Below are 23,304 nucleotides of genomic sequence, written 5' to 3' on the forward strand. Positions count from 1 at the left end.
GGTACAGGTTCGTTCAGTTTCGACCGAACCCTCCCGCTTTCATCGGCGGGACCGATCGGCTAGGGTGAGCGCCCGCAGAAGGAACAGCCATGGACTATTTCATCATCGTCGTCACCACCGCCGCCGGCCTGTATTTCCACTGGTGGATCTACTGGCGCATCCGCCGCTGGATGGACCGCGACCTGGCGCTGTCATTCGCCGGCGACGACCCGCAAAAGCGTGACTATCTGTTACAGCGACTGGCCGAGGCCAAGGCCAGCAAGGTGAAGCGGCGCGACCTGCCAGCCTGGCTGGAGCGCGCCGCCGCCGACTACCCTTCCCGCGAAGCCTGAGCCAGGCGCCAGAGCCGGGCGATCTGCTCGGCGCGCGCCTCCAGTTCCGCCGCCGCTCCGGCACAGGCCTGCTCCAGGCTGATCGGTCCCGGCGCCAGGCTGAACGCCGCATCGATGCCGGCATCGTGCAGGCGCTGGTAGCCGTCGCCCAGGCTGCCGGCCAGGGCTACCACGGGAACGCCGGCCTGGCGCGCGATCCGCGCCACGCCCACCGGGGTCTTGCCGTGCAGGCTCTGCGCATCCAGGCGGCCCTCGCCGGTCAGCACCAGGTCGGCACCGACCAGCGCATCGGCCAGCCCGGCCAGCTCCGCCACCAGTTCGATGCCTGGGCGGAAACGCGCGCGGAGGAATGCCCTCGCGGCGAAACCCAGGCCGCCGGCGGCGCCGACGCCCGGCACCCGGCTGAAGTCCTCGCCCAGGGTCGCCGCGACCACCTTGGCGAAGTGCGCCAGGGCGGCATCCAGTTGCGCCACCTGTTCGACGCTGGCGCCCTTCTGCGGACCGAACACCGCCGACGCGCCGCGCGGCCCGCATAGCGGGTTGTCGACGTCTGCGGCGACTTCCACCGCGACATCCACCAGGCGCGGATCCAGCCCGCCCAGGTCGAGACTGTGCAGGCCAGCCAGCGCGGCGCCGCCGGGCGCCAGTTCCTCGCCGTCGGCAGCCAGGAAACGCACGCCGAGCGCGCTCAGCAGGCCGGCGCCGGCATCGTTGGTAGCGCTGCCGCCGAGGCCGAGGATGATCTTCCGCGCCCCGGCGTCCAGCGCCGCACGGATCAGCTCGCCAGTACCACGGCTGCTGCTGCGCGTGGCGTCGCGGCGGTCGCGCGGGACCAGGTGCAAGCCGCTGGCGGAAGCCATTTCGATCACTGCGGTGGCGTCGTCCAGCCAGCCCCAGTGCGCCAGGGTCGGCTCACCGAGCGGGCCTTCGACCCGGCATTCGCGACGTTCGCCGGCGGTGGCGGCGAGTACCGCATCGACCGTGCCTTCGCCGCCGTCCGCCAGTGGCCGCAGCAACACCTCGGCCTGCGGGAAGACTCGCCGCCAACCGCGTGCGATAGCCTCGGCGACGTCGGGCGCGGACAGGCTTTCCTTGAACGAATCAGGAGCAATCACGATTTTCATCAGTCACCTCACAGGGCCGGGAGTCCCCGGCCCCGCTTCAATCAGAGCAGCACAAGGCTGAGCAGCCATACCGCGAGCATACCGGCGATACCCTGGACCAGGGTCGCCAGGGTCTGGGCGCGATAGGCAGTGGATACGGTCATGCGGCTGAACTGGGTGACCACCCAGAAGAAGCTGTCATTGGCGTGGGACACCGTCATCGCCCCGGCACCGATCGCCATGACCGTCAGCACCCGGCCCATCTCGCTGTCCAGGCCGAGCTGCGGCAGCAGCGGAGCGACCAGCGCCGAGGTGGTGACCAGCGCCACGGTGGTCGAGCCCTGCGCGGTCTTCAGCGCGGCCGCCACCACGAACGGCATGAACAGGCCGATGCCCAACGCGGACAGGGTGCTGCCCAGGTAGTCGCCGAGCGGAGTGATCTTCAGCATCGCACCGAAGGCGCCGCCGGCGCCGGTGATCAGCAGGATCGGCGCGGCCGACTGGATGCCTTCCACCACGCGCTCATGGAATTCCTCGCGCTTGCTCTGGCCCTTGAGCAGGGTGCAGGCCAGGGCCAGGCCGACCAGCAGGGCGATCACCGGTTGACCGAGGAAGTTCAGGCAGGCGAACAGTACGCCCTCGCCCAGCGGCTTGCTCGGGAATACCGCGACCGAGCCAAGGCAGATCAACAGGATCGGTACGAAGATCGGCGCGAACGCCTGGGTCGCGCTGGGCAGCTTGCCGTAGCGGGCACGCAGCTCGCTGAAATCCTCTTCGGTCTGGACGACCTGGCCGTCGTCGACCAGGGGAATGTCCTTGCCGACGAAGCGATTGGCCCACCACATGCCGGCCATCGCGGTGACGAAGGCGACCACCAGGCCGACCGCGATCACCAGGCCAAGGCTGGCGTCCAGGCCGAGGTTGCCGGCCGCGGCGATCGGTCCCGGGGTCGGCGGCACGAAGGTGTGGGTGGCGTAGAGACCGGTGGCCAGGGCCACGCTCATGGCGATGGTGGATATCTTCATCCGCGCCGCCAGGGCGTTCTTCAGCGAGTTGAGGATGACGAAGCCGGAATCGCAGAACACCGGGATCGACACCAGGTAGCCGATGATCGACATGGTCAGGGTCGGGAAGCGTTCGCCGAGCAGGCGGATCACGCTTTCCGCCATGGTGATCGCCGCACCGCTGCGCTCGAGGATCACCCCGATGATGGTGCCGAGCACGATGACGATGCCGATGTAGCCGAGGATGCTGCCGAAGCCGCCGGTAACGGTCTTGACGATTTCCGCCGTGGGTACCTGGTAGGCGAAGCCGGCGATCAGCGCGGCCGCCAGCAGGGCGAGGAACGGGTGCAGCTTGAGTCGCGTGGTGGACAGGACGATAAAGGCGATCAACGCCAGCAGGATCAGGACCAGGGTCATGAGCCGCCTCCTTGTTGTTATGGGTGTGGGATGGGCGCCCAGGGGCGGGTCATTTTCGCTCCGTCGGGACCGGCCACGCCTTGTGCAACGGCCAGAGGAAGACGGCGCTGGAAGGGGAACATTTTGTGCGACTGCACAGTGAATCGATTGATCCGCCCGTTACCCGCGGCGCGGAACGAGCAATTGCAGCCCCAGCAACAATTGCTGGCGGTGCTCCAGGCGAGCGAGATCGAGCCCGCTGATCGAAGCGATGCGCTCCAGACGGTAGCGCAGGCTGTTGCGATGGATTCCCAGCGCCTGGGCACAGGCCTGGGCGTGCCCGTCATGGGCGCACCAGGACTCCAGGGTAGCGGCCAGCGAACCTTGCGGATCGTGGTCGAGCAACCGCTGCAAGGGCGCCAGCAGCTGCCGCACCTGCCAACTGTCGCGCTGGCTGAACAGCAGGCTGGCGAGGCGGTGTCCGTCCAGGGTCACGACCCGCCGACCGGGCAACCGGCTGCGCGCATAGTCCAGCAGGTCGCGTGCGGCGCAGGCCGAGGCGCGCAGCTCGGCCAGGTCGTGCGCCGGGTCGCCGGCACACAGGCGCGCCACGCCCCAGCCGCGCGCGTCGGCGCGCTCCAGCCAGTGCTCGAGCGTATCTGCGTGGGCTACCGGCCGGCACCAGAACACCAGGCGCTCGCCCAGCGCCGCGCTCCAGTGCTCCGCCCGGCCGCCGAGTGCCGCCAGCAGGCGAGCCTGGCAAGGCAGCGGATCGGCATGCTCGGGCAGCTCCAGGAAGACCGCCTGGCGCGGCCAGTGCATGGCCAGCCCCAGGTGTTCCGCATCGGCCGCCAGCGCCCCGAGGCCGTGGCCGGGATCGAGCAACTGGCGCAGCCAGGCTTCGTGACGCTGGCGTTGCCAGTGTCGCTCGTCCTGCATCTGGCGCTGCTCCATGAGCATTTCCGCTGCCATCCGCACCAGCTCGGCATAGGGCCGGACCACCTCCGGCGCGCCGGTGATGCCGAGCACGCCGACCAGCCGCTCGGCGTGCAGCAACGGCAGGTTCACCCCTGGCCGCACCCCGCGCAGGCAGGCGGCGGCCTGCTCGTCGATTTCCACCACCCGCCGGTTGGCCAGCACCAGTTGCGCCCCTTCGTGGCGGGTATGCAGGCGCGATGGATCGCCGCTGCCGATGATCATGCCCTGGGCATCCATCACATTGATGTTGTGCGGCAGGATCGCCATCGCCCGATCGACGATGTGCTGCGCCAGCGTCGAATCCAGTTCGAACATGGAGGACTCAGGGCGCCAGGCGTTCGCGCGACCAGCCGCCGTCCTGGCGTCGATAGTCGAGACGGTCGTGCAGGCGGCTCGGCCGCCCCTGCCAGAACTCGATGCGCTGCGGCAGGAGACGGTAGCCGCCCCAGTGCTCGGGACAGCTCGGCGGCTGGTCGGCGAAACGCCGCTCGGTGTCCGCGAGCAGCCGTTCCAGCTCGGCGCGATCGGCGATGACCCGGCTCTGCGGCGAGGCCCAGGCGCCCAGGCGACTGCCCAGCGGACGCACCTGGTAGTAGGCGTCGGATTCCTCGGGAGTGACCTTCTCGACGTTGCCTTCGATGCGCACCTGGCGCTCCAGCGCCGGCCAGAAGAAGGTCATGGCCGCCCGCGGATTGGCCGCCAGTTGCCGGCCCTTGGCGCTTTCGTAGTTGGTGAAGAAGGTGAAGCCGCGCTCGTCGAGGCCCTTGAGCAGGAGGATACGGCAATGCGGATAGCCGTCGGCGTCGACGGTGGCCAGGGTCATGGCGTTGGGTTCGACCGGCAGGCGCTCGGTCTTCACCGCGTCGTCGAACCACTGGCGGAACAGGCTGAAGGGATCGCTAGGGGCGTTGGCCTCGCTGAGGCCATCGCGGGTGTACTCGCGGCGCATATCGGCCAGGGACTGGGTCATGGCGCATCTCCAGGGGGAAATGCGCCATAGCTTAACCGCAGACTCCGCCTCGCGCTTGATCCGGGACAATGGCGCCAAGCGCCCTGCCCCGGTTCGGCTCAGTTGCCCTGGGCCAGGGACAGCAGGCTGGCGCGCTGGGTATAGAGCACTTCGACGCGACGGTTCTGGGCGCGGCCGGCGGCGCTGGCGTTGTCCGCGCGCGGCATGTCGGAACCGACCCCCTTCAGGCGCAATTGGTCGCCTTTCAGGCCGCTGAGGCGGAAGATCGCCGCCACCGACTGGGCACGCTCGAAGCTCAGCTTGTCGTTGACCGCCTTGCTGCCGGTGCTGTCGGTATGGCCGAGTACCAGAATACCGCTCTGCGGATCGGCCTGGGCCATCTTGGCGACCTTGCCCAGCGGGTTGAGGGTGATCGGCATCAGCATGGTATGGCGCTTGGGATTGAACGAGTAGTCGGCGGGGGCGATGACGATCAATGCGTTGTCGCGGCGTTCGAGGGTGAACTCGCTACCGGCGATCGCTTCGCGCAGGGCTTTCTCATGGGCATCCAGCCACTCCTTGGTGACCTTCTGCTGGACCAGTGCCGGCTTGCCCGACGCCTTGCTCGCCGAGCTGGCGCCGAACGGCCACCACCAGGGGTTGGCGGCCTTCGGCTCGGCTGCGGCGGCGACTTCTTTCTTCGCCGCGGCGATCTCGGCCTTCTGCTCCGCAGCCTTGGCGGCTACGTCCCGACCGCCTTCGTCCTTGCCGAACGGCCACCACCAGTGGCTGGAGCCGACATGCTCGGCTTCGGCCTTCTGTTCCGTGGCCTGCTTGGCGACGGTCTGTCCGTCGTCCTTGCCGAACGGCCACCATGAATGGCTGGAAGCCTGCTCGGCCGGAGCCTTGGCTGGCTGCGAGGAAGCATCCTGGGTCTGGAAATAGCTGCAGCCGGAGGCGGTCATGCAGAGAAGAAGCGTCGAGGTCTTAAGCAGTTTCATACGTCGGGGTCCGTTGGAAGTGAAAGAAGGCGAGCCCGATGGAACATTCGGCTCAACCGCCGGTCACATCGCAGCGATGCCGGAGTCGATCCACTGCCCCGGCAACGCCCTATCTCATACGACGCTTTAGATTGTGTCGCTAAGCCATTATTTGGCAATGAAATTTAGCGTCGAGCCGACAAGCGGTTAAAAGTTAACCAACGGATTACAGACACTCCCCCGCGACACGCGCCAGCTGTTGCGCCCGCGGATCCATCAGCACGTACGGCCCCAAGGCGTTGCTGACAAAGGAAAAAGCCAGGTCGCGCTCGGGATCGGCGAAGCCAATCGAGCCACCCGCCCCAGGGTGGCCGAAGGCCTTGGGGCCGAGTCCGTAGGTCGCATTGGCCACGCCCGGTTGGTCGAGCATGGTGCCGAGGCCGAAGCGGGTCCGGGTCAGCAAGGTCCGATCCTCGCCTACCGCGTGTTCGTGGGCCAACTGGCCCAGCAGTTCATCTTCCAGCAAACGTCCCTGCAACAGGCCGCTATAGAAGCCGGCGAGCGCGCGCGCGTTGCCATGGCCATTGGCGGCCGGCTGCTGCATGCGTCGCCATTCCGGCTTGTTGGTGCTGGTGAGGATCGACGGCGGATTGGTGAAGGCGCGGGTGGTCAGCGCCAATGGCTCGCTCATCATGGTCTTCAGCATGCGCTGGGCGGCAGCGTCGCCGAGGCTGCCCTTGCTCCGCGCCATGTGGGCGACGCGGCCGAACTGGCTGTCGTCCAGGCCGATATGGAAATCCAGGCCCAGCGGTGTCGCGGTACGCGCCACGATGGCCTCGCCCGGCTCGCGGCCGTCGACCCGGCGGATCACCTCGCCGAGCAGCCAGCCGTAGGTAATCGGTGCATAGCCGTGCGCTTCGCCGGGCGTCCACCAGGGCTCCTCGGCGGCCAGTGCCGCGGTCATCGCCTGCCAGTCGTAGAGTGCCTCGGGCGGCATCTGCTTGCGCAGCGCCGGCAGGCCGGCGCGATGGCAGAGCAACTGGCGCACGCTGATCGCTGCCTTGCCGGCCGCGGCGAACTCGGGCCAGTAGCGTGCCACCGGCGCGTCCAGTTCGAGCTTGCCCTCGGCCACCAGTTGCAGCACGGCAACGGCGGTGAAGGTCTTGGTGCAGGAGAACAGATTGAGGATGGTGTCGCGCTGCCAGGGCTGCTCGCCGTCCTTGTCCGCGACGCCGCCCCAGAGGTCGACCACCGTCTCGCCACCGACCTCCAGGCACAACGCCGCACCGCGCTCCTGCGGATTGTCGAAAAGCCGGGCGAAGGCCTCGGCAAGCGGGGCGAAACGGCTGTCACAGTGGCCTTGGGGCGTCATGGGCAAGTTCCGGTGGGAAAGTGGTCGGAGCATTCTTCCAGCCCTCGGCGGCCTTGTGAACCCTGACATAAGAGGGGTTCGCCGCAAGCGGGCGGCGGTGAATGCGCGCTCATGAACCGGCTGAATCCTCGCGCGGCGGCGGAGGCTCGACGGCAGGCATGGAGCTGGCCATCGCCGACAGTCGCGACAAGGCGGCAAGGTTGCTTCGGCGCACCGTGTCGACGAAACCGGCGAACGGCAAGCCCGTGATCCCGACCAGGCCAATATGACCGTTCTCGCCGTCCAGCAGGCGCCCGCTGGCCGGTTGGTCGAGGTACTGGAACCAGTGGGCGCCGACGATATACGGACTCTTCAGCGCCGCCTCCAGGAACGTTCGGTAGGAGTCGCCGCGCGCCCGCTCATTGGCCGCCTCGCTGACGCCACCCCAGAACGGACCGCGATCCCGCGAGCCGAAGTGGAACTCGCTGATCAGCACCGGCTTGTCCAGCCGCGCCAGCAGGGAGTCGTCCAGGCCCTGCCCGGGCAACGGCGTATAGAGGTTGAAACTGAGCAGGTCGCAATACCGGGCGCAGGAGGTGATCGCCTCGGGAGTGCTGACGGCGAAGCGGCCGCCGAGCAGGAGGTGGTTCGGTGCGTGCCATTGCAGGGCGTCGCGCAGGGTCTTGAAGTAAGCGTCGGCATACAGCCGGAGGAAGGCGCTGTAGTCCTCGGCGATGGCCGGATGCCCCTCGCCCGGCAGCGGAGCCGCGTAGCCCGGCGCCTCCAGGGCCTCCCAGGCGGCCAGCTCGATGCCCCAGGCCTGGGCCAATGCCTCATGGCGCAGGTACTTGGCTTTCAATTGCTTGACGAAGGCGCGCTTCGCCGGACTGTCCATGGACAGCCTCAAGGCTCCGAAAGCGAGGCCGTAGCGCGCCTGGGCCGAGCCGTCGCGCCCGGCCCAGGCCAGTTCGTTGTCGGCGTAGTAGCCGAGCAGCCAGGGATCGTCGCGGTGGTCGCGAGCAGCGATGGCGATGACGCGCTCGGCGGCCATGGCGAAGCGCGGGTCGAAGGGATCGGGCATGGCTCCCCACCAGTCGAAACCGCTGCTGACCGTGGCGTAGTCGCCGGCGATCGACAGCGGCAGGCTGTAGGGCATCCGCGCCTGTGCGGCGAGCGCCGGATCGCTCCAGTTGCCGAGGCTGTTGAAACCCCATGCCGAGAGGCGCTCCAGGGTGCGCTGGCGCCATTCGCCGGCGAGCTGGTCGGCGCTCGCCTGGGGAGCGATGCGCTGGCGATTGGCACCGAGGAAATCGAACCAGCGGCCATGCCCGAAGCGCCGCCCGGCCTGCGCGGCGACGCCGCGGCGGTCGTCGCCCTCACCGAAGAATGCCGCCAGCGGCTCACCCTCCGCCGGCAGTTCGGCGAACATCGGCTCGCGTCCCTCGACGTAGGTCCGGCTGCCGTCGGCGGTCACCGCATTAACGCCCAGCGACCAGAACGGATGTCCTTCCGGAGTAACCAGCCACCAGCGCCCGCCACGTTTTTCCGTGCGGAAGAAACCGCTGGCTTCGAACACCGGCCCACCCAGCAGGCCGCCGAAACGGTCGCGCGCCGGTGTCTGCCGTTCCCAGTCGCGGAGCTGTGCGGCCTCGGCCGCATAGGCGCTGCGCAACTGTTCGTCGGAACGAATCTTTTCCGGCCAGTCGGCGCGGCTGTACTGGCCATAGCGATCGATCAGGCCGGTCAGGATGCTCCGCTCCACCGCTCTCCCTGCGCGTATGCCGAAACGTCCGAGCAGGATGCTCTGGGGAGCTTGCGGCGAGCGCAGGGACAGGCTCAGCGCCCCGACCCTGGCGCGGTCCAGCGAGCCCTCCACGCGTGGCGCCAGCAGCACCCGCTGGCCTTCGACCATCTGCGGCATCGGCGGCCCCGCACGCATGCCCAGAGCCTCTGGCGAAACCGCCCGCAACGGCACCAGCAGGGTCTGCGGCGGGCCTGCCGGAAGCTCGATGGATGCCTGCAACCCCGGCGCACCCTGCTCGCCCTCGATCGCGACCTCCAGGGTCATGTCCCAGCTCATGGCGTTCTGGATGCGCAGGCTCACGTAGTCCGCTGCGGACCAGTCCCAACGGCCCTGCGCCGGACTCATGCGCAAGGTGGGCCGTTGCGCCGGGCTGAAGGTGACGCGACGGAGAATGTCGCCCTCCGGGGTGGCCTCCGCCGTCACGCTGGGCAGGTCGGCATCCTCCAGGGTGATGCCGACCACGGCCATCGGCTTGACGAAGTTGAACAGCACCTGCTGGGTGTCGTTCGCCGCCAGCGGCGCGGCCACCGCGAGCAGGCCGAGAAGCAGGGGAAGATGCCAACGCGAACGGATCATGAAGCCTGTTTTCCTTAACTCCATCCCGGCATGGACAAATGCCGGGAATTTCCCGATGCGGCTCGGACGTGAAGGCTGGCGCCCTCCGCGCAGATCAGCGCGTCAGGCGATTTCCCGCCGGAACGGCGGCAATGCATTGAGGATAGCCTTGCCGTAGCGCTGGGTGACCACGCGGCGATCCAGCAGGGTGATGGTGCCGCGGTCCTGCTCGGTGCGCAGCAGCCGCCCGCAGGCCTGGACCAACCGCAGCGAGGCGTCTGGCACGGCGATCTCCATGAACGGATTGCCGCCGCGCGCCTCGATCCACTCGGCCAGCGCCGCCTCCACCGGGTCGTCGGGTACCGCGAAGGGAATCTTGGCGATCACCACGTGTTCGCAATAGGCCCCCGGCAGGTCCACGCCTTCGGCGAAGCTGGCGAGGCCGAAGAGCACGCTGTCCTCACCGTCGTCGACTCGCGACTTGTGCTTGTTCAGGGTTTCCTGCTTGGACAGGTTGCCCTGGATGAACACCCGCTTGCGCCAGTCGCGGTCGAGACCGTCGAAGACCTCCTGCATCTGCTTGCGCGAGGAGAACAGCACCAGGCTGCCGCGCGCGCCCTTCACCAGTTCCGGCAGCTCGCGAATGATCGCCGCGGTGTGCTCGGCGGCGTTGCGCGGATCCGCCTTGAGGTCGGGAACCCGCAATACCCCGGCCTCGGCATGGTGGAAGGGGCTCGGCACCACCGCGGTGACCGCGTTGCGCGGCAGGCCGGCGCGCATGCGGTAGCGGTCGAAGGTGCCCAACGCGGTCAGGGTCGCCGAGGTCACCAGCACGCCATAGGCGACGTTCCACAGGTTGCGGCGCAGGGTCTCGGCGGCGAGGATCGGGCTGGCGTTGGCTTCGATGTCGTAGAAGCTGCCGCTCTCGGCGAGGGTCAGCCAGCGCGCCATCGGCGGGCTGTCCTGCGGGTCCTCGCAGGTGAATGCGGTCCACAGTTCCCAGTTGCCCTGGGCGCGCGCCAAAAGACTACCGAACAGCGGGTACCACTCCTCCGCCTGGTGGCTGGCGATGCCGCCGGCGCCTTCGCCGTCCATCGCCTCCTTGAGGATATCGGTGAGACGGGTGAACAGGTCGGTCAGCTTGGAGAAGCCTTTCTTCAGCTCGATGCCCATCTCGCGGATATGCTCGGGGACCACCCCGCCGACGAAACGGTGACGCGGCCGCTCGCGACCTTCCATGTCCTCGCCGGCGCGGAAATCGCCGATCTCTTCGCAGGCGGTGAACATGAACTGCTGCTGGGTCTTGATCTCCCGGGCCAGCTCCGGCACCTGTTCGATCAGGCGGCCGAGGTCGCCCGGCAGCGGGTGCTGGGCGAGCAGCTTGGTGAGGTTCTTGGCGATCTGCTCCAGCCAGTCGGCGGTAGCGCGCAGGCGGGTGAAATGGGCGAAATGGCCAATCGCCTTGTCCGGCAGGTGATGGCCCTCGTCGAACACGTAGAGAGTCTCGCGCGGATCGGGCAGGATGGCGCCGCCGCCCAGGGCCAGGTCAGCCAGGACCAGGTCGTGGTTGGTGACGATCACATCGACCTTGGTCATCCCTTCGCGCGCCTTGTAGAAGGCGCACTGCTGGAAGTTCGGGCAATGTCGGTTGGTGCACTGGCTGTGATCGGTGGTGAGCTGCGCCCAATGCGCGTCGTCGATCGCCTCCGGCCAGCTGTCGCGGTCGCCGTCCCAGCGGTTGCCGGCCAGGCGTTCGATCATCTGGTTGAACAGCTTGCTGCTGGTCTCGTCGACGTCGATGTTGAAACCGTCATCGGCGAACAGTTGCGCCGTCGCGCTTTGCGCCTGGCCTTCCTGCAGCAGCACGTCGAGCTTGGACAGGCACAGGTAGCGCCCGCGGCCCTTGGCCAGGGCGAAGCTGAAGGCCAGCCCGCTGTTGCGCAGCAGGTCGGGAAGATCCTTGTGGACGATCTGCTCCTGCAGGGCGACGGTCGCGGTGGCTATCACCAGGCGCTTGCCACTGGCCTTGGCGCAGGCGATCGCCGCCAGGCTGTAGGCCACGGTCTTGCCGGTACCGGTTCCGGCCTCCACCGCGACCACCGCCGGCTCGCCCTCGCGGTGCCCCTCCTCGTCCTCCTTGATCGCGCCGAGGGCCTTGGCCACTTCGGCGATCATCAGGCGCTGGCCATAGCGAGGCTTCAGCTCCTTGGCTTCGAGAAAGCGGGTGTAGGCACCCTGGATCTGGGACTTGAGTTCGGCGCTGAGCATGGAATTCCTGGGCCCGGCGCGCAGCGGAAGGCGAATCCGCCGGCGCGCCATAGCTGGATAAATTTTCAGTGGTTCGACAGGGCGGCTATGATAACGCGCTTCGTCACAACCGCCAGCGGAGATCGCCGAATGACCCCCTACGCCCTCGTCTACGCCCTGCATGTCCTGGCCGCCCTTGTCTGGGTCGGAGGCATGTTCTTCGCCTGGACGATTCTTCGTCCGGCGGCCGTCGCCGCGCTGGAGGCCCCAGCCCGCCTGGGCCTGTGGCTGGAGGTGTTCCGCCGTTTCTTCCATTGGGTCTGGGCGGCGGTGATCCTGCTGCCGATCAGCGGCGTCGGCATGCTGCACCTGAGCTTCAACGGTTTCGCCGGCGCGCCGCGCTACGTACAGGTAATGATGGGGCTCTACGTCGCCATGCTGGCACTGTTCCTGCGGGTGCAGGCGCTGCAAGTGCCGGAACTGCGCCGCGCGGTGCAGGCCCAGGACTGGCCGGCAGGCGGGCAGGCGCTGGGGAAGATCCGCCGCACCGTCGGCTTCAACCTGCTCCTCGGCCTGCTGCTGATAGCCCTGGTAGCGGCACGCCCGAGCCTCTGAACCGGCGATGCGCCGGCAGCCGTGCTGCCGGCCTCTCCTCAGAAGCGCACGACGTCCAGGCTGCCGTCGCTGCCGTTGGCGCCGTTCGCGCCGTCCTCTCCGCTGCGCCCCGCACGACCGGCATCCACCGAGTAGATCCAGCAACCGGTGGCGTTATCCGCCGCACCCGGTTTGCCGGCCTTGCCTCCGGCGCCGCCGACGCCGCCTTGCAGACGGGTTTGCAAGCGCTCCAGAGGAAAATCGCCCGGCACTTCCAGACGAATCCGACCGCCCGCCCCGCCCGGACCGCCGTCGCTTCCGGATTGGCCGTCGCCACCTTTCAGCGCGCTGCCCCAGAGGCAGCCGGAGGCCTTGCCGGAAGCCCCGTCCAGGCCATCGTAGCCTGGCGCGCCGACGCCACCGCGGGCGTCCAGCAGCAGGCTTTCCACCTCCACCGCCTGCAAGCGCAAGGTCAGGTCGCGGCCGTTACCGGCGCTTTGCCGGAAGGTGCCGGTCGCGCCGGGCGCGGAAATGATGCTGCCATCGGCCAGGCGGCCGCTGACGACTTCGATGCTGATTCGCTCTTCGCCCGGCGCCACGCCGATCCGGGCGTTCTTCGCCATGTGCAGTTCCTCGATGCGCAGGACGCTGACCTCCAGCGGAATCAGCAGGGCGGCATCCTCGCCGATCTCCACTCTGCGCAGGCGCAGCTCCTGGGCCCGCTTGGGCAGGCGCATCACCGAGTTCGCCTGAACCTTCACGGTTCCGCCGATACCCTGCTGGCGTGCCGTCGGCGCCTCGGCCGAAAACGCGGCGCCAGCCCAGGCCAGGGGAACGACCAGGAACAATCCGAGCATGGCCTTACGCATGATCGTCCTCCTTGTCCTGCGGCAACTCGCTGGCCGGGCTCAGCGCCGGCAACGCAAGCATGTGGAAGACCCCGAACAGCAAGACCTGGAGACGGTCCAGCCAGGGATGCGCACGCGCTTTCAGGCGTCGTCCGAGGACGAGAATCTCGATCAGGTGGATCAACAGGATCAGGCCGCCGGCTATCGACAACAGCCAGTTCAGCGGATAGGCGAACGGATGCAGCAGATTGACCAGCACCGCGCCCCAGAACACCAGGGTCACGAGCTTGCCCAGCCCGAGAAACGCTTTCATGGAACTCCCCCCAATACATCGTGTGCGGGGGAACATACTCGCCAGCCCGCCGCGGCGCCAGCCATGAACGAAAACGGGGGCTTCGACGCCCCCGTTCTGCTCCGCGCCGCCAGCGTCATTCGCGCTTGATGAGGATTTCCACCCGGCGATTCTCGGCCCGCCCTTCGCGAGTCTTGTTGTCGGCGACCGGCTGGCTTTCGCCCAATCCCTGCACGCCGACGATGATGCTCGAAGGCACCCCGGCATCGATCAGATAGTTCGCCACGGCATTCGCGCGCCGTTCCGACAGCTTCTGGTTGTAGGCATCGGAACCGACGCTGTCGGTATGCCCGGTGATACTCAGGCGCGTACTGGCCGCCTCGCCTTTCAGGCGTTCGGCGATGCCGTTGAGCTTCTCGCTGTCGGCGGCGTCCACCTTCGACGAATCGAAGGCGAAGTGCAGGTCGCGCACGACAATGGTTTCTTCCTTGACGACAGGAGGCGGCGGCGCGACTTCCTCGACCGGCTGCGGAGGCGGCGGCGCGACCTGTTCGCCGGCACCGTGCACCCAGCAATAGGCGGCACCGACGCCACCGCCGATCAGGGCGCCCCAGCCAGCCCAGCTGCTGCTTTCGATCGCGCCCAGGCCGGCGCCGGTAACACCACCGACCGCCGCACAGGTCGGCCAGTCGCTTTTCTGCAACCCTGCGCAACCGGTCAGCAAGCCGCTGACCAGAATCAGGGGTAAAGCGGTCCTCGTGATGCTCATTGGAACTCTCCTCGTGGATCGGTTGTAACCGACAAATAGGGAGTAAAGACCCCAGCCGAAAAAAGCGCCAGCACTAGGCCATGCAGGCGCTTCAGGCTAGTCTTGGCGAATCCCAGGAGAGTGTTTTCCCATGAGCGAACCGATTTCTCCCCGCACCCCGCAGCAGGCCCTGGCCGCGTTGCTCGCCCGCTACGCGCCGAAGCGCTTGCTGCTGGTCGGCGCCAGCCGGCTGCCGGCGGTGGAGGCCTTCATCCACAACCATCCCCAGTGCCAACTGGCGCACAGCCCGGCGGCGGCATTGCCCGCCGAACTGGCCGGCCAGCGCTTCGACCTGGCGCTGTTCGTCGATTGCCTGGAACACCTGCCGCAGCGCACCGGTCTGCAGTTGCTCGCGGGCGTGCGCAACCTGAACGCCAGCCGGGTCGCCGTACTGGTCGACCTCGAGGCCAGCGACTGGCAGGAAACCGACTTCTTCGCCCTCGCCATGCAGAACAGCGAACGCTTCCAGCGCGAAGGCCAGACGCTGACCCTGTACACCTACGACCTGTACGAGTACAAGCAGGTCCCCGATTGGCTGAACGCCAAGTTCTGGGCCAACCCGGAAAACTTCGGCAAGTACTGGTGGTAACCATGACCCAACCCACCTGCCCCTGCGGCAGCGGCGACCCGCTCGACGATTGCTGCGGCCGCTATCACCAGGGACATCCCGCGCCCACCGCGGAAGCCCTGATGCGCTCGCGCTACAGCGCCTATGCCCTCGGACTGGTGGACTACCTGCGCGACACCACGCTGCCGGCGCAACAGGCCGGCCTCGATCTCGACGGCATCCGCGCCTGGAGCCACGGCAGCACCTGGCTCGGCCTGGAGGTGGAAAACCACGAGGTGCTCGGCGGCCAGCCGGAACATGCGCGAGTCACCTTCGTCGCGCGCTGGCACGACGCCGAGGGGGAACATGCCCATCGCGAATGTTCCGGCTTCGTCCAGCGCAACGGTCGCTGGTACTTCCTCGATCCGACCGTGGCCCTGAAACTCGGCCGCAACGACCCCTGCCCCTGCGGCGCCGGCGGCAAGCTGAAGAAATGCTGCGGTCCATGGATCACCTGATGCATTCGCTCGCCAGCTATATCCGCGCCATCCATGCCCTGCCCTCGCCAGTCTCGATAAGCGATGCGCAGGTCGAAGAGCAACAGCGCTGCGAGGACGGCGTCGAGATCCACAGCTGCGAAGCGCTCTACCGTTTCGACAACGGCGTGCGCCTGCGCCAGCACTGCGAGCGCGACCTCCTGCCAAGCAGCGGGGCCTGCGAGGAATGCTGGATCGGCTACGAAGTGCTGGATTCCGCCGGGCAGGAAATCAGCCCACGCCACAAGCACTTCGTCAACGCCTGCCAGGAACGCTTCTGGTTGCGCATGCACGCCTGAGATACAGCGCCAGGCGGCGCGGTTTGGGCGTTGACGAGCGCTCGGGTAGAATGCGCAGCCTTTTCATCCGGGCCCCATCCCCATGCTGCTGACCGTGCTCTACATCATCGCCATCACCGCCGAAGCCATGACCGGCGCGCTGTCGGCCGGCCGGCGCAGCATGGACCTGTTCGGCGTGGTGCTGATCGCCTGCGTCACCGCCCTGGGCGGCGGCTCGGTACGCGACATGCTGCTGGGCCATTACCCGCTGACCTGGGTCCGTCACCCGGAATACCTGGCGCTGACCGCAGTCGCCGCGCTGGTCACAGTGTTCATCGCGCCGCTGATGCGCCACCTGCGCTCGCTGTTCCTGGTACTCGACGCGGTTGGCCTGGTGGCCTTCACCCTGATCGGCTGCCAGGTCAGCCTGGAAATGGGCCACAGCCTGCTGATCGCGGCGATCAGCGGGGTGATCACCGGGGTGTTCGGCGGCATTCTCCGCGACATCCTGTGCAACGACGTACCCTTGATCTTCCGCCGCGAACTCTATGCCAGCGTGTCCTTCGCCAGCGCCTGGTGCTACCTGATCTGCGTGGAGCTGGAACTGCCCTCCGAACAGGCGATGCTGATCACCCTGTTCAGCGGCTTCCTGTTCCGCCTGCTGGCCATCCGCTTCCACTGGGAAATGCCCAAGTTCGTCTACCAGGACGATTTCGACCACTGAAGCAAGCGCCTGCCCCTGGTCGACGCGTTCCTCCAACCCCTCGCCTGTCCCCGATGCCACGGCCCGCGACGCGGTTATCCGCCCCACGCCCACGCTTGTCGCAGGCCGCTGCCCGCCTCAGTCCTGCAGGCGCAGGTGGCTGGTGTCCGGAGCCGGAGCCGCTGGCTCGGGGCGTGCCTGGCCCATGTCGCTACCGACCGGGGCGACGCTGAAGCGGCTCAGGTCGAGCTTCGGCGCCTCGGCTTCGGCCTTGGCGTCCTGTAGGTCGGCGCCTACCGGAGCCAGGCCGAAATCCGGCGCATCGACCTCGGCGAACGCCGCCATGTAGCCGTCCCGCGGCGCTACCTGCAAACGCCCGGAGGGCGCGCTGTCCCGCGCAGCGACGCGGGCCTGTGGGGCTTCCACGGCGGCCTGCTGCGCAGGCGGCGGCGCCATGACCACCTCCTCGATCTCCATCTCGGCGACCACGGCGATCGCTCCCGCTCGCTCCAGCACGCTGCGGTATTTTTCCGCGGAGGCGGCATCGAGGTTGTTCTTGATCACCACCCGGCGGCCGGAGAACAGCAGCTCGATACGCTGCGCGTCGGCCTGGAACAGCTTGGCCAGGTTGGCCTTGACCACCTCGGGCCGGGCGCCGGCGACCAACTGGCCGGAAAAGGCGATTTCAAAGCGGCTCATTGGCATCTCTCCGAGTGAAGGGCCGCTCGGCATGGCGGCCCTGGCGTTTCGTCGAACGATTGTACCCATCGACAGCCACGCGTGGAGTGACTGGGTCCGGCAAATTGGCCGGCGGGTCCGTTCAGGTTAGCCGAGCCGGTCACGCCAGCCGACGGGAAGACTTGCACGGGCGTACGCGCTTCTCCATGCTCCCCCGACTGCGCTACGGGAAACATATGGACACAGGCCTGTACCTGAAACATCTTTCCTCTATACAACAATAAGTTGCAGCACAATCACTGCTTGTTAAACTGAGGCGTCTCGGGGGGAATAGCATGAATTACCAGGCGCAAATGATAAGAATTATCAGCCTAATAATGGCATGGGGAGTTCTCTCCAATCTCTCGGGCTGCAGCTGGATGACCGGCAGCTTCGAAGACCCCGACGTCAAGCTGCTGAAGGTGGAAGTGGTCAAGGCACGCTTGCTGGAACAGGAGTTCGTGATGCGCTTCCGCATCGACAACCCCAACGATTTCAGCCTGCCGGTACGCGGCCTGCAGTACGCCGTGCAACTGAACGACATCCAGCTCGCAGAAGGCGAGTCCGGGCAGTGGTTCACGGTTCCCGCCCACGGCCACGAGGTATTCGACGTGCCGGTGCGAACCAATCTCTGGCGCCACATGAAATACATCGTCAAGCTCCTCGAGCGTCCCGAGGAGCCGATCCGCTACCGCCTGCAGGGCGAAGTGAAGACCGGACTGATGTTCGGCCGCAGCGTGCACCTGAGACGAAATGGCGAGATAATTCCCGGCGATTTCATCCCAGAATAGGTCCACCATGAGTCAGGAACCCCACGTACACGGCCCGAACTGCAACCACGACCACGATCATCATCACGATCATGGCCATGGTCATGTCCATGGTCCGCACTGCAACCACAGCCACGAGCCGGTGCGCAATCCGCTCAAGGCCGTAGGCCGCAACGATCCCTGCCCCTGCGGCAGCGAGAAGAAATTCAAGAAGTGCCACGGCGCCTGACCCTTCGCACGCGCCGGCATCCGAAGGCCCGCTGAGCAGCGGGCCTTTTCGTTGGCGCGCCACCAGCCCCGCCGGGGCGTCATGCGCGACAGCGGTTTGCATCGAACCTAGGTTCCTGGCGTAGAGTCTTCCGTTCGTAGCCCATCGACGAGCCGGAGACGCACCGATGATCGACCTGTACTACTGGACCACCCCGAACGGCCACAAGATTACTCTTTTCCTGGAAGAAACCGGCCTGCCCTACGCCATCCATCCGATCAATATCAGCCAGGGCGACCAGTTCCAGGCGGATTTCCTGAAGGTGTCGCCGAACAACAAGATTCCCGCCATCGTCGATCGCCAACCAGCCGACGGCGGCGCTCCCCTGTCGCTGTTCGAGTCCGGCGCCATCCTGCTCTATCTCGCGGAAAAGACCGGACGCTTCCTCGCCAAGGACCTGCGCGCGCGCCAGGAAACCCTGCAGTGGCTGTTCTGGCAGATGGGCGGGCTGGGGCCGATGGCCGGGCAGAACCACCATTTCAACCGCTTCGCCCCGGAGAAGATTCCCTACGCCATCGACCGTTACGTCAAGGAAACCGCGCGCCTGTACGGCGTTCTCGACCAGCGCCTGGCGGACCGCGCCTTCGTCGCCGGCGACGACTACAGCATCGCCGACATGGCCATCTATCCGTGGATCGTCCCACACCAGTGGCAGGAGCAGGATCTCGCCGACTTCCCACACCTGCAGCGCTGGTTCGAGAGCATTCGCCAGCGTCCGGCGACGCAACGCGCCTATGCTTTGGTGGAGCGCATCAATCCGCCGCAGTAGCGGGTCCCGAGCCGGCCTGCGGACGTCCTCGCGGACGACCGCAGGCGGAGCTTGCGCAGCCCTGCGCTCCTCACTAACGTAGCGCCTCTCGACGCGACCACTCCCGCAGGAGCCCCCACCCCATGGCCTCGCCAGCCTTCATGCGTTTTCTTCCCCGTTGCGGCGCCGCCGCGGCCTTCGGCACCCTCCTGGGCCTGGCCGGTTGCCAGTCCTGGCTCGACGATCGCTACGCCGACAGCCTGCCGCCGACCTCCGGCGTACAACCGATCAAGGGCCTGGCGCAAAACGTATCGATCCGGCGCAACGCGCTGGGCATGCCACTGATCGAAACCGGCACCTTCCATGACGCGCTGTTCGCCCTGGGCTACGTACACGCCTCCGACCGCCTGAGCCAGATGGTCAGCCTGCGCCTGCTGGCCCAGGGACGGCTGGCCGAGATGGTCGGCCCCGGCGCGCTGGAGATCGACCGTTTCATGCGTACCGTGAACCTGCGCCAGGCCGCGGAGATCCAGTACAGGAACGCCTCGCCGCGCCTGCAACGCTTCTTCGAGGTCTACGCGCGCGGGGTCAACGCCTACCTGTATCGCTATCGCGACAAGCTGCCGATGGACCTGGCCCAGTCCGGCTACCGTCCGGAATACTGGAAGCCCGAGGACTCGGCCCTGGTCTTCGCCCTGCTCAACTTCGGCCTGGCGGTGAACCTGCAGGAAGAAATCGCCTCGCTGACGCTCGCGCAGAAGGTCGGCAGCGACAAGCTGGCCTGGCTGACGCCGACCTATCCCGACGAAAACCTGCCGTTCGACGAGGCGGAAAAGCTCAAGGGCCTGCGCCTGGACGGGCAGGTTCCCGGCCTCGCGGGCGTCGAGGACGCGGCGCGGCAGGTCGCAGCGCTGAGCATGCTCGGGGTCGCCGCCTCGAACAACTGGGCTATCGCGCCGCAACGCAGCCGCAGCGGCAAGAGCCTGATGGCCAACGACACCCACCTGCCGCTGAGCATGCCGTCGGTGTGGAACTACGTGCAGATCCGCTCGCCCAAGTACCAGGCCGCGGGCGTTTCCATCGCCGGTCTGCCGGGCGTGGTGGCGGGCTTCAACGGCAAGCTGGCCTGGGGCATGACCATGGTCCTGGGCGACAACCAGGATCTCTACCTGGAACAGTTGCGACGCCAGGGCAACCGGCTCTATTACCTGGCCGACGGCAAGTGGCAGCCAACCCGCGAACGCCAGGAAACCTTCTTCATCAAGGGCCAGCGGCCGATCCGCGAGGTCATCCACGAAACCCGCCATGGCCCGCTGCTCAACAGCGCCCTGGGCGAGCGCAAGAACATCCTCCAGCCGCTGCCGCTGAAGAGCGGCTACGGACTGGCCTACCGGAGCATCCAGCAGGAAGCCGACAAGACCCTGGACGGCTTCTTCGACCTGTCGCGGGCCAAGACCATCGAGCAGGCCTTCGACGCCACCCGCGAGATTCGCGCGATGCCGCTGAACATCGTGTTCGCCGACGAAAAGCACATCGGCTGGCAGGTCACCGGACGCTATCCGAACCGCAAGGAGGGTCGCGGCCTGCTGCCCTCCCCTGGCTGGGACGGCCGCTACGACTGGGATGGCTATGCCGACCCGATCCTCCACCCCTCCGACCAGGACCCGCAGCAGGGCTGGCTGGGTACCGCCAACCACCGCACCGTGCAGCCCGGCTACGGCGCCCAGTTGTCCAATTCCTGGTACTACCCGGAGCGCGCCGAGCGCATCGCCCAGCTCGCCGGTGCCAGCAAGAGCCACGACACCCAGAGCATGATCCGCATGCAGTACGACCAGACCTCGCTGTTCGTCGCCAAGCTGCAAGCCATGTTCGACAATCCCGGCATGGCGGCGCCGCTGCGCCAGGCCATCGACGCCTTGCCGGAGGCGCAACGCAGCCGGGCGCGGGAGGCCTACGACCGGCTGATGGCGTTCGACGGCAAGCTGACAGCCAGCTCCAGCGACGCCGCGCTGTACGGCGCCTTCCTCCACGAGAGCGCCAGGCAGATATTCCTCGACGAGCTAGGACCGGAAGACGGCCCTGCCTGGAAAGCCTTCGTCGAGACCGCCAACCTCTCCTACTCGGCGCAAGCCGACCACCTGCTCGGGCGCGACGACAGTCCGTTCTGGGACGATACCCGCACTCCGCAGAAGGAGGACAAGCCGGCAATCCTCGCGCGCAGCCTCGCCGCCGCCGTGGAGTTCTGCGAACAGCGACTGGGGAGCGAGCGCAAGGCCTGGCAATGGGGCAAGCTGCACACCTACGAATGGCGGAGCGACAGCTCGAAAATGGCCCCCTACCTGGGCGCCGGCGAGCGCGCCGGACTCGGCGCGATCAAGGGCTATCTCGATCGCGGGCCCTATCCGGCCGGCGGCGACCACACCACGCTGGACGTATCGGCCTACGGCTGGGGCCAGGACTTCGACACTTGGCTGATCCCGGCGATGCGGCTAATCGTCGACTTCGGCCAGAGCGAACCGATGATCGGCGTGAACAGCAGCGGCCAATCCGGCAATCCGGCCAGCCCGCACTACGCCGACGGTATCGACGCCTGGCTCAAGGGGCGCTACGTCAGCTTCCCGTTCCAGCCACAGAACCTCGATCGCGTTTACGGCAACAAGCGGCTGACGCTCACTCCCGCTCGCTGAACGGACGGCGCGGAACTTTCCTCCGCGCCGTGGCTCTGAACAGCCGACTTACTCCATGATCATCTTCAGGGCGTCCTTCCGGACGCCCTTCTTTTATCCCCCTCCCGGAAAGCCTCCGTTTTCTCGAAAGCCCGGGCACGGGATCGAACTGATCTCACTCCTCTCCGGCCTCTTCCACGGGCGCCACCAGCGCCCGGTCCAGCCAGTCCGTCGGCAGGCTCTTGCTGGCGCGGGCACCGAGCAGCTTGAGTTGCTCGCTGCGACTGATCAGGTTGCCACGTCCCTCGGTGAGCTTGTTGCGCGCCGCGGCATAGGCCTTGTCCAGTTGCTGCAGGCGCGAACCGACCTCATCGAGGTCCTGGACGAAGAGCACGAACTTGTCATACAGCGAACCGGCACGTTCGGCGATTTCCCGCGCATTCTGGTTCTGCCGCTCCTGGCGCCAGAGGCTGTCGATTACCCGCAGGGTGGCCAGCAGGGTGGTCGGGCTGACGATCACGATATTCTGCGCGAAGGCGTCCTGGAACAGGTTCGGCTCGGCCTGCAGGGCCGTCGAAAAAGCCGCCTCGATCGGCATGAACAGCAGGACGAAGTCGAGGCTGTGCAACCCTTCCAGGCGTCGATAGTCCTTGCCGGAGAGGCCTTTCACATGGTTGCGCAACGACGTTACGTGCTGCTTCAGCGCCTGCTGGCGCAGCAGATCGTCGTCAGCGGCGATGTACTGCTGGTAGGCCGTGAGACTGACCTTGGCATCCACCACCACCTGCTTGTCGCCGGGCAGGCGGATCAGCACGTCCGGCTGGAAGCGTTCGCCCTCGGCGCCCTTCAGGCTGACCTGGGTCTCGTATTCCCGGCCTTTTTCCAGGCCCGCATGCTCGAGCACCCGCTCCAGCACCAGTTCGCCCCAGTTGCCCTGGGTCTTCTGGCCCTTGAGCGCGCGGGTCAGGTTGGTCGCTTCCTCGCCCAGGCGCAGGTTGAGCTGCTGCAGACGCTCCAGTTCCTTGCTCAGGGAGAAACGCTCGCGCGCTTCCTGCTGGTAGCTTTCCTCCACCCGCTTCTCGAACGCCTGGATGCGCTCCTTGAGCGGATCGAGCATCTGCCCCAGGCGCTGCTGACTGGTTTCGGCGAAACGCTGTTCGCGTTCGTCGAAGATCTTTCCCGCCAGTTCGGCGAACTGTGCCCGCAACTCGTCGCGGGCCGACTGCAGGTCGGTCAGGCGCTGCTGGTGGCTTTCCTGCTGTTCGCGCAGTTCCGCAGCCAGCGCAGCCCGTTCGGAAGCCAGGCGACGCACTTCCTCTTCCCGGCCCTGGCGCTCGCTGGCCCAACGTGCCTCCGCCTGGGACGCCCGTTGCCGCTCCTCCCCCATCAACTCGGCTTCCCGACGCAGCGCGGCGACCTCACCGGCGAGCCTGGCATGGCGCTCGCCGAGTTGCTGGTAAGCCTCCCTGCTGGTCTCCAACTGCGCATTCAGCCCGTCCTGGGCCAGTTGCGCGGTCGCCAGTCGCTCGCCGAGCAAGGCTATCTCGCGCTCCGCCAGGCTGGCCCTTCTCTGTAGCTGCCATGCCAGGCCGGCCAGGGGAATCGCGGCAGCCAGCAGGCCAAGCAACAGGTTCGGTAGATCGACGGGCATGGGGCACTCCAGCGGAAAACGACGCAACACCCGCCTGGCAGGCGCGCGTGCAGCGGATTCTAGGTTCTTGGGAAAAGACCGTCGAGCGAATAGCGCCGCGCCGAACGAGCACTCCGCTTCCGAGCTGTGCGTAACCCCATGCGCAGGACATTTCAGATACTTCCGTAACGGAAGCCATC

Annotated in this window: 23 protein-coding genes; 10 read left to right on the plus strand and 13 right to left on the minus strand. The window is 67.1% G+C overall.

Features of this window, described 5'->3' with window-relative positions; translation table 11 throughout:
* The first annotated feature begins 89 nt into the window (after positions 1 to 89).
* Positions 90 to 332 carry a hypothetical protein gene (locus HMPREF2914_RS04425; protein ID WP_003082053.1) on the plus strand — a complete coding sequence of 81 codons (243 nt, stop codon included), beginning with the start codon at positions 90 to 92 and terminating at the stop codon, positions 330 to 332.
* Here the strand turns inward: HMPREF2914_RS04425 and HMPREF2914_RS04430 are convergent.
* The 8 genes from HMPREF2914_RS04430 to dinG form a co-directional block, all read right to left on the minus strand.
* Entirely contained in the window at positions 311 to 1,456 is a 1,146-nt protein-coding gene (locus tag HMPREF2914_RS04430) for a glycerate kinase (protein WP_003116306.1), read from the minus strand. The genes HMPREF2914_RS04425 and HMPREF2914_RS04430 overlap by 22 nt on opposite strands.
* Before the next feature lie 41 nt (positions 1,457 to 1,497).
* The gene (locus HMPREF2914_RS04435) at positions 1,498 to 2,856 is read right to left on the minus strand and encodes a GntP family permease (protein WP_015503357.1); all 1,359 of its coding nucleotides are present in this window, start codon (positions 2,854 to 2,856) and stop codon (positions 1,498 to 1,500) included.
* Between the two features lie 159 nt (positions 2,857 to 3,015).
* Entirely contained in the window at positions 3,016 to 4,128 is a 1,113-nt protein-coding gene (locus HMPREF2914_RS04440) for a CdaR family transcriptional regulator (RefSeq protein WP_003112517.1), read from the minus strand.
* Between the two features lie 7 nt (positions 4,129 to 4,135).
* The gene (pdxH, locus tag HMPREF2914_RS04445) at positions 4,136 to 4,783 is read right to left on the minus strand and encodes a pyridoxamine 5'-phosphate oxidase (protein WP_023092132.1); all 648 of its coding nucleotides are present in this window, start codon (positions 4,781 to 4,783) and stop codon (positions 4,136 to 4,138) included.
* A 98-nt stretch (positions 4,784 to 4,881) separates the two neighbouring features.
* Entirely contained in the window at positions 4,882 to 5,763 is an 882-nt protein-coding gene (locus tag HMPREF2914_RS04450) for an OmpA family protein (protein ID WP_003082037.1), read from the minus strand.
* 205 nt (positions 5,764 to 5,968) lie between these two features.
* The gene (locus HMPREF2914_RS04455) at positions 5,969 to 7,114 is read right to left on the minus strand and encodes an EstA family serine hydrolase (RefSeq protein ID WP_003086355.1); all 1,146 of its coding nucleotides are present in this window, start codon (positions 7,112 to 7,114) and stop codon (positions 5,969 to 5,971) included.
* 109 nt (positions 7,115 to 7,223) lie between these two features.
* A complete protein-coding gene (locus HMPREF2914_RS04460) occupies positions 7,224 to 9,497 on the minus strand; it encodes a beta-agarase (RefSeq protein ID WP_073656902.1) in 2,274 nt (757 codons plus the stop codon).
* Positions 9,498 to 9,575: 78 nt separating this feature from the next.
* Entirely contained in the window at positions 9,576 to 11,720 is a 2,145-nt protein-coding gene (gene dinG / locus HMPREF2914_RS04465) for an ATP-dependent DNA helicase DinG (RefSeq protein WP_003086351.1), read from the minus strand.
* 129 nt (positions 11,721 to 11,849) lie between these two features.
* Here dinG and HMPREF2914_RS04470 point away from each other — a divergent pair, with 129 nt between their 5' ends.
* Positions 11,850 to 12,314 carry a CopD family protein gene (locus tag HMPREF2914_RS04470; RefSeq protein ID WP_003082024.1) on the plus strand — a complete coding sequence of 155 codons (465 nt, stop codon included), beginning with the start codon at positions 11,850 to 11,852 and terminating at the stop codon, positions 12,312 to 12,314.
* Positions 12,315 to 12,352: 38 nt separating this feature from the next.
* Here the strand turns inward: HMPREF2914_RS04470 and HMPREF2914_RS04475 are convergent, their stop codons facing one another.
* The 3 genes from HMPREF2914_RS04475 to HMPREF2914_RS04485 form a co-directional block, all read right to left on the minus strand.
* Positions 12,353 to 13,162 carry a hypothetical protein gene (locus HMPREF2914_RS04475; RefSeq protein ID WP_021264415.1) on the minus strand — a complete coding sequence of 270 codons (810 nt, stop codon included), beginning with the start codon at positions 13,160 to 13,162 and terminating at the stop codon, positions 12,353 to 12,355.
* The gene (locus tag HMPREF2914_RS04480; RefSeq protein WP_003086345.1) at positions 13,155 to 13,454 is read right to left on the minus strand and encodes a DUF1145 domain-containing protein; all 300 of its coding nucleotides are present in this window, start codon (positions 13,452 to 13,454) and stop codon (positions 13,155 to 13,157) included. The genes HMPREF2914_RS04475 and HMPREF2914_RS04480 overlap by 8 nt, the downstream gene beginning before the upstream one ends.
* 115 nt (positions 13,455 to 13,569) lie before the next feature.
* Positions 13,570 to 14,202 carry an OmpA family protein gene (locus HMPREF2914_RS04485; protein WP_003082015.1) on the minus strand — a complete coding sequence of 211 codons (633 nt, stop codon included), beginning with the start codon at positions 14,200 to 14,202 and terminating at the stop codon, positions 13,570 to 13,572.
* 130 nt (positions 14,203 to 14,332) lie between these two features.
* Between HMPREF2914_RS04485 and HMPREF2914_RS04490 the strand changes: the two genes are divergently transcribed.
* From HMPREF2914_RS04490 to HMPREF2914_RS04505, 4 genes are all read left to right on the plus strand, one after another.
* Entirely contained in the window at positions 14,333 to 14,830 is a 498-nt protein-coding gene (locus tag HMPREF2914_RS04490; RefSeq protein WP_003086343.1) for a DUF6231 family protein, read from the plus strand.
* A gap of 2 nt (positions 14,831 to 14,832) precedes the next feature.
* Positions 14,833 to 15,306: a YchJ family protein gene (locus HMPREF2914_RS04495; protein ID WP_003123184.1), complete on the plus strand. Its 474-nt coding sequence runs from the start codon at positions 14,833 to 14,835 to the stop codon at positions 15,304 to 15,306.
* Entirely contained in the window at positions 15,306 to 15,623 is a 318-nt protein-coding gene (locus HMPREF2914_RS04500) for a hypothetical protein (RefSeq protein ID WP_009315410.1), read from the plus strand. The genes HMPREF2914_RS04495 and HMPREF2914_RS04500 overlap by 1 nt, the downstream gene beginning before the upstream one ends.
* 82 nt (positions 15,624 to 15,705) lie before the next feature.
* Positions 15,706 to 16,326 (plus strand): trimeric intracellular cation channel family protein, encoded by a 621-nt coding sequence (locus HMPREF2914_RS04505; protein WP_003081997.1) that lies wholly within the window; start codon positions 15,706 to 15,708, stop codon positions 16,324 to 16,326.
* 117 nt (positions 16,327 to 16,443) lie between these two features.
* Here HMPREF2914_RS04505 and HMPREF2914_RS04510 read toward each other — a convergent pair whose 3' ends face one another.
* Entirely contained in the window at positions 16,444 to 17,004 is a 561-nt protein-coding gene (locus tag HMPREF2914_RS04510; protein WP_003123185.1) for a hypothetical protein, read from the minus strand.
* Positions 17,005 to 17,318: 314 nt separating this feature from the next.
* On the opposite strand from HMPREF2914_RS04510, the gene HMPREF2914_RS04515 reads away from it, so the two are divergent.
* From HMPREF2914_RS04515 to quiP, 4 genes are all read left to right on the plus strand, one after another.
* On the plus strand, positions 17,319 to 17,813 hold the full coding sequence (locus tag HMPREF2914_RS04515; protein WP_003123186.1) for an LEA/WHy family protein: 495 nt from the start codon (positions 17,319 to 17,321) through the stop codon (positions 17,811 to 17,813).
* 7 nt (positions 17,814 to 17,820) lie between these two features.
* Complete coding sequence (locus HMPREF2914_RS04520) at positions 17,821 to 18,021, plus strand: SEC-C metal-binding domain-containing protein (protein WP_003081984.1); 201 nt, start codon at positions 17,821 to 17,823, stop codon at positions 18,019 to 18,021.
* A 166-nt stretch (positions 18,022 to 18,187) separates the two neighbouring features.
* Positions 18,188 to 18,829: a glutathione binding-like protein gene (locus HMPREF2914_RS04525; protein WP_003081964.1), complete on the plus strand. Its 642-nt coding sequence runs from the start codon at positions 18,188 to 18,190 to the stop codon at positions 18,827 to 18,829.
* A 122-nt stretch (positions 18,830 to 18,951) separates the two neighbouring features.
* Complete coding sequence (gene quiP, locus HMPREF2914_RS04530) at positions 18,952 to 21,495, plus strand: acyl-homoserine-lactone acylase QuiP (RefSeq protein WP_009315399.1); 2,544 nt, start codon at positions 18,952 to 18,954, stop codon at positions 21,493 to 21,495.
* A 154-nt stretch (positions 21,496 to 21,649) separates the two neighbouring features.
* On the opposite strand, the gene rmuC is transcribed toward quiP, so the two are convergent.
* On the minus strand, positions 21,650 to 23,011 hold the full coding sequence (gene rmuC / locus HMPREF2914_RS04535; protein WP_003134034.1) for a DNA recombination protein RmuC: 1,362 nt from the start codon (positions 23,009 to 23,011) through the stop codon (positions 21,650 to 21,652).
* Positions 23,012 to 23,304: the final 293 nt, after the last annotated feature.

This window comes from Pseudomonas sp. HMSC067G02, from assembly GCF_001813485.1.
Lineage (GTDB): Bacteria > Pseudomonadota > Gammaproteobacteria > Pseudomonadales > Pseudomonadaceae > Pseudomonas > Pseudomonas aeruginosa.